We start from the raw sequence: 13,570 nt of genomic DNA on the forward strand, positions 1-13,570 counted from the left end.
TGTTCCCCTCACGCGACGCGAGGTTCCGCGCCAGGTTCGAACCCATCACCGCGAGGCCGATGACCCCGATGTTCGCCTGTTCGTTGTTGTCTGCCACGTCGACTCCTTCGTGTCTGGACGGCCGTCGCCAATCTATGCAGCGCCCGATGTGCTCATCCAGGTCTTCCGCATCCTGGGGACAGTCGGTCCCCCCGTTCGTACTGTGGAGACATGGCCGATGCGACCGTCCTCCCGCCCGTGCTCGTGATGGGGGTCTCCGGATCCGGCAAGTCGACGATCGGTGAGGCCCTGACACAGGCGCTCGTCGACCGCGGACAGGCGGTCGAGTTCGTCGACGCGGATGCGCTGCACCCGGCGGCGAACAAGGAGAAGATGCACGCCGGCATCCCGCTCACCGACGACGACCGTCGCCCCTGGCTGGACGCGTGCTCGTCCCGCATCGCGGAGGTCGAGGCCTCCGGCTCGCGGTGTGTGATGGCGAACTCGGCGCTGAAGCGCGCGTACCGGGACCGCCTGCGTGAGGACGCCCCGGACCTCTTCATCGTGTTCCTCGACGGGTCGCGCGAGCTCATCGCCGATCGGCAGCGCCACCGTCACCACGAGTACATGCCGAACTCCCTGCTCGACTCGCAGTTCGCGACGCTCGAGCGCCCGGGCGCGGACGAAGCCGTCGCGGCGGTGCCGATCCACGGGATCGTGGACGACACCGTCGCGGCGATCCTCGCCGTCCTGCCCTGAGCCCGTCCTGCCCCGAGCCCGTCCGGCCCTGAACCCGCCCTGCCCTGAGCCCGTCGCGCTCGACGACCTGACCGTCGGGTCTACTTCCGGCTGAGCTCCGACCGTCGAGCGCGGTACTCCTCGGCGTCGATCTCGCCGCGGGCGAACCGGTCGGCCAGCACCGACCGCGCGTCGGCGATCGCCCGTCCGGCACCGCGGCGGAGGACGCCGAAGACGACGGCCCCGACGACGAGCAGGAGCAGGAGCGCCGGGAACACGGGGAAGCCGTGGGACGGCATCCCGCCTCCGTGCCAGTACGGAGCGGTGGCAGCGAGTGTGGTGAGCATGGGGACCTCCGAGGTCGGGTGTGGTGCCGCGGTCGCGACACGACAAGGCTGTCGGTCGGGAGGCCCCACCCGCGTCCGCCAGGAGAGCCCACTCGGACCTGCTCCCGCCGGCTCACCCGCGCCGGTTCGTCCACAGGCGACTACTCCTCCGGGCGTAGTCCACAGGCCCTCCCGCTGCGCGATGTGTCGGCGGAGGGCCGACCGTAGGCTCGCTGCATGACCACCGACACGCGCTCCGACACCCGCCCGGCGGGTGGACGGCGGTTCGCCCGCGTGGGACGGGTGCTGCCGGTGGCGCTCGTGCAGGTCGTCGGCACCGTCGCCGCCACCCGGTGGGCAGCCGGGGTCGGTCCCGGTGCCGTCGGTGCTGGTGGCCCGCCGTGGACAGAGCGCTTCGGTGACGGCGTCGACCCGGTGTTGCTCGGACCCCTGGCATGGGTGCTGCTCGTGGGCGGGATCGTCGTCCTGCCCTTCCGGTGGCGGTGGCCGGTCGTGGTCCTGGCCCTGACCCTCGGCACGACGATCGGCTACGCCCTGGTCGTCAGTCCGCGTGGGCCGTTCGTCGCGGCGCTGACCATGGCGCTGGCGAACGCCTGGTTCCGCGGCCACCGCGTCCCCACGTACGTCGCTGCCGCGGTCGCGCAGGTCGTCCTGCCCTCGGCGGACACCCTGACCGGCCGCGCGCCCTTCCCGACCGTCACCACGATGACGCTCTGCCTGGCGTGGCTGACGGTCACCATCGCCGTCACCGAGCTCGTCCGGGTACGGGTGGCCCGCGCCGCCGACGCCCGTCGCGCCCGCCTCGCGGCGGAGCAGCAGCGCGCCGGCGCCGAGCGCGTCCGCATCGCCCGGGAGCTCCACGACTCGGTCGCCCACAGCATGTCGCTCATCAACCTGCAGGCGGGGGTGGCCCTGCACCTCGGGGCCGAACTCCCCGAGCAGACCCGGGAGTCGCTGCTGAACATCCGCGACTCCAGCAAGCAGGCGCTCGTGGAGCTCCGGACGATCCTCGGCGTGCTGCGGGCCGTCGACGCACCGTCTGGCACCTCCGACCGCACCCCGGTCGCCGGTCTCGACCGCGTCCCCGACCTGGTCGATCGAGCCCGCCTGGCCGGGATGGACGTGGAGCTGCGCCTGGACGGCCCGGTGGAGACCGTCGCCGGCGTCGTCTCGCGCAACGCCTTCCGCATCGTGCAGGAGTCCGTCACGAACGTCATGAAGCACGTCCCTGACCACCACGCCTCGGTCGTGGTCGACGTGGGGGCCGAGGTCGTCGACATCACGGTGACCGACGTCCCGGCGCCGGTCGCGATCGGCGCCGGTGCCCCGCGGACCGAGGAGGCGCCCCGCGGGCACCGCTCCTCGTCCGCCCTCGCCCGTGCGGCGGGCCAGCACACCGTGACCGAGCAGGCGGACGGCGGCAGCGGCAGCAGTCCGGGGAACGGGCTGGTCGGGATGCACGAACGGGCCACGGCTGTCGGCGGCACACTCGCCGTCGGCCCGACGCCCGACGGCGGGTGGTCGGTCCACGCACGCCTGCCGATCGGCGAACCCGCACGCACTGCGTCCGGAGCGACGGAGACGACCGCATGACCATGTCCGCGACTCCCACCACGCCGGATCTGATCCGGATCGTGTTGGTGGACGACCAGAGCCTCATCCGTGCCGGACTCCGCGCACTCGTGTCCGCCGAGCCGGGGATGCAGGTCGTCGGTGAGGCGTCCGACGGCGAGGACGCCGTCGCGGTCGTCGCACGGGAACTGCCGGACGTCGTGCTCATGGACATCCGCATGCCGGGGACCGACGGCCTCGTCGCCACACGGCGGATCTCCGAGGACCCGGCGCTCAGCGCGGTGCACGTGGTGGTCCTCACGACCTTCGAGGAGGACGACACCGTGTTCGAGGCGATCCGTGGTGGTGCAGCCGGGTTCCTCGTGAAGGACACCGAGCCCGCCGAACTCCTCCGGGCGATCCGCACCGTCGTCGCGGGGGAGTCGTTGCTGTCGCCGGGCCCGACCCGGTCGCTCGTCGAGGCGTACGCGGCGCACGCGAAGCCGGCAGCGCTCGCACCCGAACTCGACGCCCTGACCGACCGCGAGCGCCAGGTCATGCGCCTGGTCGCGAGCGGCTTGACGAACGCCGAGATCGCCGAGCGCCTGTTCGTCAGTCCGGCCACGACGAAGACCCACGTCTCCCGGGCGATGATCAAGCTCGGCGCTCGCGACCGCGCCCAACTCGTGGTCTTCGCCTACGAGACCGGCCTCGTCACCCCGGGGTGGACGGGATGACGGGCACCAGCACGAGCAACGAGGGCGACGACCGAGCCGACAGCGTCGACGAGGTCCTCGAACGTGAGATCCCTCGCTACGTCGACGCGCTCGACCGCCTTGCGCGGTGCGCCCCCGGGCCTGTCGGGCCGGCCGCTGCCGATGGACACACGGCCGCCGCCGGTGCAGGCTCGACAGGTGGACGCCGGATGCATCCCGCACCGCCGCGGAGGAGCACCGCGCCCGCCTCGAGGAGGAGCAACGCCGTGACCGATCCCGCGAACCCGACCCCCGGTGCGACCGACGCACGCTCTGCGGGCGGAGGCACAGCCTCCAGGCCGGACACCTGGGCGAGCACGGACCGTGGACAGCTCGTCGACCGTGCCGAGGTGATCGTCACCAGTCCGGACCGGAACTTCGTCACCCTCAAGCTGACCACCGCGGACGGCGTCATCGGTCTCGGTGACGCGACCCTGAACGGCCGCGAGCTCGCGGTCGCCGCGTACCTGTCCGAGCACGTCGTCCCGCTGCTCACCGGTCGGGACGCCAGCCGCATCGAAGACGCCTGGCAGTTCCTCTACCGCTCGACCTACTGGCGTCGGGGTCCGGTGACGATGGCCGCGATCGCCGCCGTCGACATGGCGCTCTGGGACATCAAGGCCAAGGTCGCCGGGATGCCGCTCTACCAGCTGCTCGGCGGTGCTTCCCGGACCGGGCTGATGGCGTACGGGCACGCGTCGGGCAAGGACCTCCCGGAGCTGTTCGACTCGATCCGCCAGCACCAGGCCGAGGGGTACCGGTCGATCCGCGTCCAGACCGGCGTGCCGGGGCTCGAGTCCATCTACGGCATCGCCTCGAACCGCACCACCGAGGGCAACGCCGGCGTCCGCTACGACTTCGAGCCCGCGCAGCGTGGGGCGTTCCCGGCCATGGAGGACTGGGACACCCGCGCGTACCTCCGGCACCTGCCGACCGTCTTCGAGGCGGTCCGCAACGAGTTCGGTCCCGAGCTGCCGCTCCTGCACGACGGACACCACCGGATGACCCCGATCCAGGCCGCCAAGCTCGGGAAGTCGCTCGAGCCGTACGACCTCTTCTGGCTCGAGGACTGCACCCCCGCCGAGAACCAGGAAGCGCTCCGACTCGTCCGGCAGCACACCACGACCCCGCTCGCCATCGGTGAGGTCTTCAACACGGTCTGGGACTTCAAAGACCTCATCCGCGACCAGCTCATCGACTACGTCCGCGGCGCCGTCACGCACATGGGCGGCGTGACCCCGCTGCGGAAGACGATGGACTACGCCGCGATGTACCAGGTGAAGTCCGGGTTCCACGGGCCGACCGACATCTCGCCGGTGGGGATGGCGGCCCAGATGCACCTCGGACTCGCCATCCACAACTTCGGGATCCAGGAGTACATGCAGCACGGCCCGAGGACGAACCAGGTGTTCCAGCAGACGGCCACCTTCGCGGACGGGTACCTGCACCCCGGCGACGAGCCCGGCATCGGCGTCTCGCTCGACGTCGACGAGGCCGGGAAGTACCCGTTCGAGCAGGCGTACCTGCCGTTCAACCGCCTGGCGGACGGCACCGTGCACGACTGGTGAGCGTTCCCGGGCGCCGCACCGTGCCCGACGGGCAGAGTGGTGGCGTGGACCCCGCAGCGCTCGCCGACGTCGCCCGCGACCTGTTGCGCGCCGCTCCTGGCGACTTCGTGGCCGCGCGGACGGCACGGCAACGAGCGGTCCGGAAGGACGACCGGGAGCTCGCGGCCGCGATCGGGAAGCTGAAGAAGCCCGCGCCGGCCGCGTGGATCGTCGACCTGCTCGCCTCCGAGGACGCCCTCGACGACGCCGTCGACCTCGGTCCCGCCCTCCGGCAGGCGCAGGCCTCCGCGGACCCGCAGCAGATCGCGACGCTCCGGAAGCAGCGGTCACAGGTCGTGGCGGCGCTCGCCGACACCGGGGCCGACCGGGCGTCCGCAGCCGGGCACCCGCCGACCCCGACCGTGCTCGAGCAGGTCCGCGCGACCATCGAGGCCGGCATGGCCGACCCGCACGCCGGCGCCGCGATCCGATCGGGCCTCCTCCTGCGGCCCCTCGAGGCCGTGGGGTTCGAGGACGTCGACCTGACCGACGCGGTGGCCGTCCCGGACGCCGTCCCGGACGCGTGGTCCGGCAGCGACGCGCCTCCCATCCCGATCACGGCCGGGAGGCGCGGTGCACGCCGTCCCGCCGCGCTCGGTCCCGCAGACGACGAGCCGGGGACCCCTGACGAGCCGGATGCTGCTGCCGAACCGGATGCTCCGGACGGGCCCGACGTGCCGGCTCCCGACGAGGACCAGCGCGACCCCGCAGCCGAGCGCCGCGAGGCGCGCGAGGCCGAGGCGGCAGCGAGACGTGCCTCCCGCCAGGCCGATGCCGCTCTCGACCAGGCGGAGTCCGCCCTCGAGGACGTTGAGGACCGACGCGCCGACCTCGACCGCCGCCGTCGCGACCTCGAGCGACAGCTCAGCGCCCTCGACCAGGAGCGAGCCGACCTCGACGCCGAGGCCGAGCGGCTCGGGCAGGAGCGCGACGACGCCGAGGCCGCGAGCGACCGCGCCCGGGAAGCCCTCGTCGCCGCCCGGCACCACCGTCGCCGCTGACCAGTCACGGCACCGTCGCGACACGCCCGGAGCCCCTGCTAGACTCGGTGACTGACTTCGGCGAGGGCCGCGCAAGCGGCCGTGATCGACGCGGTGGGAGACCCGGCCAGCCCTGGGAACGTTCCTCACGCGTGCACGCGTTCGAGTTGCAACACCACAGACCCCCCGATGCCGGCACTCCGGCGTCGTCCCCGACACCAGGAGGCATCATGGCTGACTACACCAAGCTCGCAGCGGAAGTCCGCACCAAGTTCGGCAAGGGTGCGGCCCGCAAGCTCCGCGCCGCCGACAAGATCCCCGCCGTCGTCTACGGCCACGGCACCGAGCCGCAGCACATCAGCCTGCCGGGCCACGAGACGATGCTCCTCGTCCGTACCGCCAACGCGGTCGTGGACCTCGACATCGAGGGTGCGGCCCAGCTCGCCCTCGTCAAGGACGTCCAGCGTGACCCGGTGCGTCAGATCATCGAGCACATCGACCTCGTCGTCGTGCGTCGTGGCGAGAAGGTCACGGTCGACGTGCCCGTCGTCATCGAGGGCGAGTCCTTCGCCGGCACCATCCACGTGCAGGACCTGGCGAGCGTCTCCCTGCTCGTCGAGGCGACCGACATCCCCGAGCACGTCGTCGTGGACGTCGAGGGCCTCGAGGACGGTGCGCAGGTCCACGCGTCCGACCTCAAGCTCCCGGCCGGTGCCGAGCTCGAGACCGACGCCGAGTCGCTCGTCGTCCAGATCGTCACCCCGCGTGGCACCGCTGACGACGACGCCGCCGACGAGGCCGCTGCCGAGGCGGGCGCCGAGGCCGGCACCGAGGGCGGCTCCGCCCCGGCCGACGCCGACTCCGAGTAAGACGACGACGACGTCTGGCCGACGCTGATGGCGGAGCGCACGTTCGTGGTGGTCGGGCTCGGGAACCCCGGGCCCGACTACGCGGGCAACCGTCACAACGTCGGCCAGATGGTCCTCGACGAACTGGCCGCCCGGATGGGTGCCACGTTCAGGAAGCACAAGACCCCGAACCAGGTCGCCGAGGGGCGCCTCGTACCGGGGGGCCCGAAGCTCGTCCTCGCGAAGCCCGGGTCGTTCATGAACACGTCCGGCGGTCCGGTCTCCGCCGTCCTCGGGTTCTACAGCGTGCCGCCGGCGGACCTGATCCTGGTCCACGACGAGCTCGACCTGCCGTTCGACTCCGTGAAGCTCAAGGGCAACGGTGGCCACGGCGGGCACAACGGCATCCGCGACGTCATCAAGGCGACGAACACGAACGAGTTCGCCCGCGTGCGGGTCGGCATCGGACGCCCACCCGGCCGTCAGGACCCGGCCGACTACGTGCTGCGTGACTTCTCCGCCGCCGAGAAGAAGGCGCTGCCGAACCTCCTCGCCGACGCGGCCGACGCCGTCGAGGCGATCGTGACCGACGGCCTGCTCGCCGCGCAGCAGCGCTTCCACGCCCCGGCTTGACCACCGTCGCCATCGGACGACCTGGAGCCGGGCAGCTCCTGAGCCGGAACCGGCCGGGAGGCCCGCCCCGGCTCCGCCACGCGCCTCCTGTTCGCCCGTCGCGCACGCCGCGACCGCTGTCGGGGGCCGCCGGTACCATCGTGTGAGTGACGATCTCGGGCCTCATCCCTGCGCTCTCGCGCGCCTCCTCCTTCGATCGTGCGCTCCGTGCCGCTCCTCGCGACGCCGACTTCTCGGTGGTCGACGGCCTGCGCGTGCCCCTGTTCGCCGCCCTGCTGGCCGAGCGCTCGGGCCCGCAGTGCGCCTTCGTCATCACCGCGACCGGGCGGGAGGCCGAAGCCGTCCGTGACGCCCTCAGCTGCACCGTCCCCGACGCGGACGTGCTCGAGTTCCCGGCGTGGGAGACCCTGCCGCACGAGCGTCTCAGCCCGAGCCCGCAGACCGTCGGCACCCGCATCGCGACCCTCCGCGCACTGCAGCGGTGGCAGGACGCCCCTGCCGCGGAGCGCCGGACGACCGTCGTGGTCGCGAGCGTCCGGGCAGCGCTCCAACCGATCGCCGACAACCTGACCGAGCTCGCTCCGGTCGTGCTGCGGAGCGCGTCGCGGGGCAACGACCTCGGCGCGATCGCCGCACAGCTCGTCGACCTCGCGTACGCCCGGGTGGACCTCGTCACCCGCCGCGGGGAGTTCGCCGTCCGCGGCGGCATCCTCGACGTCTTCCCGCCGACGGCCGACCACCCCGTCCGCGTCGACTTCTTCGGTGACGAGATCGAGGGCATCAAGGCGTTCTCGGTCGCCGACCAGCGGTCGACGGACGACGACCTCGACGCGGTGGAGCTCACCGCATCACGCGAACTGCTCCTGAGCGACGACGTCCGACAGCGGGCGCGCGAGATGCTCCACGAGTTCCCGAACCTGTCGCAGATGCTCGCGAAGGTGTCCGAGGGGATCCCCGTCGAGGGCATGGAGTCCCTCGCCCCGGCGCTGGTCCGCAAGCTCGTGCCGGTGACGGAGTACCTGCCCGAGGAAGCGACGATCGCGGTCTTCTCGCCGGAGCGGGTGAGCGGTCGCGCGCACAGCCTGGCCGAGACGAACCAGGAGTTCCTGCAGGCGGCGTGGAGCGCGGCCGTGGCGGGTGCCCAGGCGCCCATCGACCTCGATGCGGGCAACTTCCTCACGGTCCGGCAGCTGAAGAACACCCGCGGGCAGCGCACGTGGTGGACGGTGTCGCCGTTCGACTCCGGCGCCGACGAACCGCTGAGCGACGCCGACGCGGCCGCCGAGGCGGGGGAGTACATCCGCGTCCCGGGCGAGGCGATCCCGAGCTTCGCCGGGAGTGCGGACGGTGCGGTCGCCCACGTCAAGGCGCTGACCGACGACCAGTGGGCCGTCGTCGTGACGGCCCAGGGCCAGGGTCTCGTCGAACGTGCGGTGCAGGTGCTCGCCGACGCCGGGGTGGCCGCGCGCGCCGAGACGCTGGACGGGCCTCCCGAGCCGGGCGTCGCCATCGTCACGACGGCCAGCGTCGAGCACGGCTTCGCCGTCGCGGACCCGCGCATCGCGCTCCTCAGCGAGGCCGAGTTCTACGGCCGCAGCGTCCAGCAGGGCGCCCGCACCGTCAAGAAGCTCGCGAGCCGGCGCAAGAACGTCGTCGACCCGCTGCAGCTGAAGCCGGGCGACGTCGTCGTGCACGCCACGCACGGCATCGGCAAGTTCGTGGAACTGGTCAGCAGGGAGGTCAGTTCCGGCGGCCGGAACGCCGTCAAGCAGCAGCGTGAGTACCTGGTGCTCGAGTACGCGCCCTCGAAGCGGAACTACCCCGGCGACAAGCTCTTCGTGCCGACCGACCAGCTCGACCAGCTGTCCCGGTACGTCGGCGGCGAGAACCCGACCCTGTCGAAGATGGGCGGCTCGGACTGGTCGGCGGCGAAGTCGAAGGCGCGCAAGGCCGTGCGCGACATCGCGGTGGACCTCGTGAAGCTGTACTCCGCCCGCATGGCGTCGAAGGGGCACGCGTTCGGGCCGGACACCCCGTGGCAGCGCGAGCTGGAGGAGGCGTTCCCCTTCGCGGAGACCGTCGACCAGCTGACGACCATCGAAGAGATCAAGCGTGACATGGAGAGCCCGATCCCGATGGACCGGCTGCTCTCCGGAGACGTCGGCTACGGCAAGACCGAGGTCGCGGTCCGCGCCGCGTTCAAGGCGGTGCAGGACGGCAAGCAGGTCGCTGTGCTCGTCCCGACGACGCTGCTCGTCCGCCAGCACATGGAGACGTTCCAGGAGCGGTTCGCCGGGTTCCCGGTGAACCTGCGCGCCCTGAGCCGGTTCCAGACCGAGAAGGAGACGAAGGAGACCCTCGCGGGCCTCGCCGACGGCACCGTCGACGTCGTCATCGGCACGCACCGGATCCTGTCGCAGAGCGTGCAGTTCAAGGACGTCGGCCTCGTCATCATCGACGAGGAGCAGCGCTTCGGTGTCGAGCACAAGGACCAGCTCAAGAAGCTCAAGACGAACGTCGACGTCCTGGCGATGTCCGCGACGCCGATCCCGCGCTCGCTCGAGATGGCGGTGACCGGCATCCGCGAGATGTCGACCCTCGCGACCCCGCCGGAGGACCGGCACCCGATCCTCACGTTCGTCGGACCGCAGTCGGACCTGCAGGTGGCCGCGGCGATCAAGCGCGAGATGCTCCGCGAGGGCCAGGTGTTCTACGTGCACAACCGCGTGAAGGACATCCAGTCGGTCGCGTCGCACCTGGCCGAGATCGTGCCGGACGCCCGCATCGCCGTGGCACACGGGCAGATGGGCGAGCAGGCCCTCGAGCAGGTCATGGTCGACTTCTGGGAGCGCCGGTTCGACGTGCTCGTGTCGACGACGATCATCGAGACCGGTCTGGACATCGCGAACGCGAACACCTTGATCATCGACAAGGCGGACAAGTACGGCCTGTCGCAGCTCCACCAGCTCCGCGGCCGTGTCGGTCGTGGGCGCGAGCGCGGGTACGCGTACTTCCTGTACGACGCCGAGAAGCCGCTGTCCGAGACCGCGCAGGACCGCCTCGAGACGATCGCGGCGAACAACGAGCTCGGCGCGGGCATGCAGGTCGCGATGAAGGACCTCGAGATCCGCGGTGCCGGCAACCTGCTCGGCGGCGAGCAGTCCGGCCACATCGCGGGCGTCGGGTTCGACCTGTACCTGCGGATGATCGGCGAGGCGGTGTCGCAGTTCCGCGGGGACGTGGCGGAGGGACAGACCGAGCTCCGGCTCGAGATCCCCGTCGACGCGCACATCCCGGAGGACTACGTCGAGTCCGAGCGCCTCCGACTCGAGGCCTACCAGAAGCTCTCCGCCGCGTCGGCCCCGGCCGCGCAGCCCGAGGCGATCGACATGGTCCTCGACGAGCTCACCGACCGGTACGGCACCCCGCCGCAGGCCGTGCTGACGCTGATCGAGGTGTCCCGCCTCCGCCGGATGGCGCAGCAGGTCGGCCTGTCCGACGTGGTCGTCATGGGGTCGAACCTGCGGGTGGCGGGCAAGGAACTCGCCGACTCGGCGCAGGTCCGCCTCAAGCGGATGTTCGCGGGTGCACGCTGGTTCCCGCAGCAGGACGCTGCGAGCATCCCGGTCCCGAAGCCGCACGGCGAGACCCTGCCGGACGACGCCCTCATCGGTTGGGTGGAGAGCATCCTCACCGCGGTCTACGGAGCGCCCGCCCGGGCGGAGGCCCCGGCCGCCTGACGGTCCTCGTCCGGTGACCACCGGACGGACGGGAGGCCCGGGACGGATCCGTCCCGGGCCTCCCGTCCGTCACGTGGTCGCGCCGGTGCGTGAGCGAGCGCTACTCGGTGGCCTCGGCCTCGGACAGCTCGCGCCGCTGGCGGTACCGGCGCGCCCGCACCGACACCACGACCGCGGACGCGACCATCGCGATGCCCGACCCGACGAGGACCGCGAGGACGCCCTCGTCGACGATCTCCTCGTTCGCCGCGAACGCCAGTTCGTTCATGAGCAGCGACACGGTGAAGCCGATGCCGCCGAGCACGCCGACCGTCATCACGGAGCCGACCGAGAGGGTCGACCGACCCGGTCCGCGGAAGAGCCGGCCGGCCACGACGCCGAACAGGGTGATGCCGATGACCTTGCCGACCGGCAGCGCCAGGACGACCGCCCAGAAGGTCGGGGAGAGCTCGCCGATGCCGACGGTGGGGATCACGACCGCTGCGGAGACGAAGGCGAAGACGGGGAGCACGATCGCGTTCGACCACGGCTCGACCTGCTCGTGCAGGGTGCCGCCCGGACGTCGGGGGAGGACCAACCCGAGGGCCACACCGGCGATGGTCGCGTGCACACCCGAGTGGTACACGAGCCACCACGTGACGAGGCCGACGAGGACCATCGCGACGACGAGGAACGGCTGCGCGGCACTGCCCGGGCGCAGCCGGCGTCCGAGCAGTGCGAAGACCACGAGCAGGACCGCTGCTCCGCCGAGCGCGAGGAAGTCCGTGCCGTGCGCGAAGACGACGGCGATGATGACGATCGCGATCAGGTCGTCGAGGACCGCGAGGGCGAGCAGGAACACCCGGATCGTCGCGGGCAGCCCGCGCCCGAACATCGCCAGGACCCCGAGCGCGAACGCGATGTCGGTCGCGGTGGGGATCGGCCATCCGTGGGTGTACGGCGTCCCGGCGGTGACGAGCAGGTAGACGAGCGCCGGCACGAGCACACCGCCGACCGCGGCGATGGCCGGGACGACGGCCGTCTTCGGGTTCGCGAGCTCGCCGGCGACCAGCTCGTGCTTCAGCTCGATGGCGACCAGCAGGAAGAAGACCGCGAGCAGGCCGTCGCTGACCCAGTGGGCGATGGAGAGGTCGAGGCCGACTGCTCCCCACGGGGTGTGCCAGTCGAGGCCCCGCTCGAGACCGGGGCCGAGTGCGGTGTTGGCGACGACCAGTCCGAGGCCGGCGGCGGTGAGGAGGGCGATCGCGCTGAATCGGGGCGAACGGACGAAGGACGGCATGCGGCTCCGGTGGAGATCGGGTACGGGGAACGGACCGTCGACCAGACTTCCCGACACACCTCCACCAGGATAGCGGGACGGCCCGGGAGCCCGATCCACGCGGAGCCGCGGGTGGCAGCATGGCGGCATGACTGCCGTTGCCGAACTCGTCGCCGTCGTGGACCGCCTGCTCGACCCCGAGCACGGATGCGTCTGGAACCGCGAGCAGACCCACGCCACCCTCGCCCGGTACGCCGTCGAGGAGACCTACGAGCTCGTCGACGCGATCGACGGCGGGGACGACGACGAACTCCGCGAGGAACTGGGCGACGTCCTGTACCAGGTGGTGTTGCACGCGGGGATCGCCGCGCGGCAGGGGAGGTTCGACCTCGACGACGTGGCCGACTCCGTGCGCGAGAAGATGCAGCGGCGCCACCCGCACGTCTTCGGCGACGAGGAAGCGCACACGGTCGAGGACGTCATCCGGGTCTGGCGTGCCGCGAAGGCCGCCGAGAAGTCGTCGCGGACGAGCGCGTACACGGGCGTGCCGCGGGCGATGCCGCCGCTCGAACGTGCCGTGAAGCTCCTGGAGCGGTTGGAGGAGCGTGGTGACCTGCACGCCGCGATGGCCTCCGTGACGGACGGCGCCGTGCTCGAGGTGGTCGATCCCGTCACCGGTGCCCCCGTCGCTCCCGGTGTCGGCGGGGATCCCGCTGCCGCCGACGTCCCCGGAGCCCCCGTCACTCCCGGTGGCGCCGACGGAGCGGCGGCCTCCGGCGCGGTCGGTGCTGCGGACGTCGTCGGTGCCGCGGACCCCGGTGACGCCGCTGCCGGGCAGCAGCCGGGGACCCGGGTCGACGCGGCCTGGGGCGCCGGGATGCTCGCCGAGGTGGCCGTCGCGCACGAACAGGGTCTGGACCCGATCGCGAGTCTCCGTGCCGCGGTGGCGATGCTCGAGGTGGCGGGCCGCAGCCTCGAGCAGGACGACCGCGGAGAGGACCGGGCAGACGACCGCGGGGGCGACCGCGCAGACGACCGTGACGACCACGACGAAGAGCGGGCGTCCTCCTAACCCGAAAAAGGAGGACGCCCGCGAGCGGGAGACGGCGTCACCAGGGAGCGACGCCGACAGGG

The 13,570-nt window shown here is 72.0% G+C and carries 12 protein-coding genes; 9 read left to right on the top strand and 3 right to left on the bottom strand.

The features are described from left to right. On the bottom strand, positions 1–97 hold a 97-nt coding region (locus tag DEJ32_RS14420), incomplete at its 3' end, for an NAD(P)-binding domain-containing protein (protein ID WP_146234170.1). Positions 98–210: 113 nt separating this feature from the next. Between DEJ32_RS14420 and DEJ32_RS14425 the strand changes: the two genes are divergently transcribed. Further along, the gene (locus tag DEJ32_RS14425) at positions 211–738 is read left to right on the top strand and encodes a gluconokinase (RefSeq protein WP_110901782.1); all 528 of its coding nucleotides are present in this window, start codon (positions 211–213) and stop codon (positions 736–738) included. Between the two features lie 80 nt (positions 739–818). Here DEJ32_RS14425 and DEJ32_RS14430 read toward each other — a convergent pair whose 3' ends face one another. Continuing rightward, positions 819–1,064 (bottom strand): SHOCT domain-containing protein, encoded by a 246-nt coding sequence (locus DEJ32_RS14430; protein ID WP_258369085.1) that lies wholly within the window; start codon positions 1,062–1,064, stop codon positions 819–821. 216 nt (positions 1,065–1,280) lie between these two features. Here DEJ32_RS14430 and DEJ32_RS14435 point away from each other — a divergent pair, with 216 nt between their 5' ends. From DEJ32_RS14435 to mfd, 7 genes are all read left to right on the top strand, one after another. Then, positions 1,281–2,657 carry a sensor histidine kinase gene (locus DEJ32_RS14435; protein ID WP_110901783.1) on the top strand — a complete coding sequence of 459 codons (1,377 nt, stop codon included), beginning with the start codon at positions 1,281–1,283 and terminating at the stop codon, positions 2,655–2,657. A 29-nt stretch (positions 2,658–2,686) separates the two neighbouring features. Next, on the top strand, positions 2,687–3,352 hold the full coding sequence (locus tag DEJ32_RS14440; protein ID WP_110901802.1) for a response regulator transcription factor: 666 nt from the start codon (positions 2,687–2,689) through the stop codon (positions 3,350–3,352). Positions 3,353–3,597: 245 nt separating this feature from the next. Then, positions 3,598–4,938: a D-mannonate dehydratase ManD gene (gene manD / locus DEJ32_RS14445; protein WP_375342326.1), complete on the top strand. Its 1,341-nt coding sequence runs from the start codon at positions 3,598–3,600 to the stop codon at positions 4,936–4,938. Continuing rightward, positions 4,935–5,978, top strand: a complete 1,044-nt coding sequence (locus DEJ32_RS14450; protein ID WP_146234171.1) for a hypothetical protein — start codon at positions 4,935–4,937, stop codon at positions 5,976–5,978. The genes manD and DEJ32_RS14450 overlap by 4 nt, the downstream gene beginning before the upstream one ends. Positions 5,979–6,187: 209 nt before the next feature. Further along, the gene (locus tag DEJ32_RS14455; protein ID WP_110901785.1) at positions 6,188–6,826 is read left to right on the top strand and encodes a 50S ribosomal protein L25/general stress protein Ctc; all 639 of its coding nucleotides are present in this window, start codon (positions 6,188–6,190) and stop codon (positions 6,824–6,826) included. A 27-nt stretch (positions 6,827–6,853) separates the two neighbouring features. Beyond that, entirely contained in the window at positions 6,854–7,438 is a 585-nt protein-coding gene (gene pth / locus DEJ32_RS14460) for an aminoacyl-tRNA hydrolase (RefSeq protein ID WP_110823613.1), read from the top strand. Between the two features lie 146 nt (positions 7,439–7,584). After that, positions 7,585–11,178 (top strand): transcription-repair coupling factor, encoded by a 3,594-nt coding sequence (gene mfd, locus DEJ32_RS14465; protein WP_110901786.1) that lies wholly within the window; start codon positions 7,585–7,587, stop codon positions 11,176–11,178. A 100-nt stretch (positions 11,179–11,278) separates the two neighbouring features. On the opposite strand, the gene nhaA is transcribed toward mfd, so the two are convergent. Further along, positions 11,279–12,457 (bottom strand): Na+/H+ antiporter NhaA, encoded by a 1,179-nt coding sequence (gene nhaA / locus DEJ32_RS14470; protein ID WP_110901787.1) that lies wholly within the window; start codon positions 12,455–12,457, stop codon positions 11,279–11,281. 127 nt (positions 12,458–12,584) lie between these two features. Here nhaA and DEJ32_RS16415 point away from each other — a divergent pair, with 127 nt between their 5' ends. Beyond that, entirely contained in the window at positions 12,585–13,508 is a 924-nt protein-coding gene (locus DEJ32_RS16415) for a MazG family protein (RefSeq protein ID WP_220033038.1), read from the top strand. Positions 13,509–13,570 lie beyond the last annotated feature (62 nt).

It is taken from the genome of Curtobacterium sp. MCPF17_046 (assembly GCF_003224295.1).
Taxonomy (GTDB): Bacteria; Actinomycetota; Actinomycetes; order Actinomycetales; family Microbacteriaceae; genus Curtobacterium.

What these genes read in the sequence shown, in the direction of transcription:
- nhaA (WP_110901787.1), bottom strand. Translation starts at nt 12,457, where the DNA reads ATGCCGTCCTTCGTCCGTTCGCCCCGATTCAGCGCGATCGCCCTCCTC.
- DEJ32_RS14435 (WP_110901783.1), top strand. Translation starts at nt 1,281, where the DNA reads ATGACCACCGACACGCGCTCCGACACCCGCCCGGCGGGTGGACGGCGG.
- DEJ32_RS14430 (WP_258369085.1), bottom strand. Translation starts at nt 1,064, where the DNA reads ATGCTCACCACACTCGCTGCCACCGCTCCGTACTGGCACGGAGGCGGG.
- DEJ32_RS14455 (WP_110901785.1), top strand. Translation starts at nt 6,188, where the DNA reads ATGGCTGACTACACCAAGCTCGCAGCGGAAGTCCGCACCAAGTTCGGC.
- DEJ32_RS16415 (WP_220033038.1), top strand. Translation starts at nt 12,585, where the DNA reads ATGACTGCCGTTGCCGAACTCGTCGCCGTCGTGGACCGCCTGCTCGAC.
- DEJ32_RS14425 (WP_110901782.1), top strand. Translation starts at nt 211, where the DNA reads ATGGCCGATGCGACCGTCCTCCCGCCCGTGCTCGTGATGGGGGTCTCC.
- pth (WP_110823613.1), top strand. Translation starts at nt 6,854, where the DNA reads ATGGCGGAGCGCACGTTCGTGGTGGTCGGGCTCGGGAACCCCGGGCCC.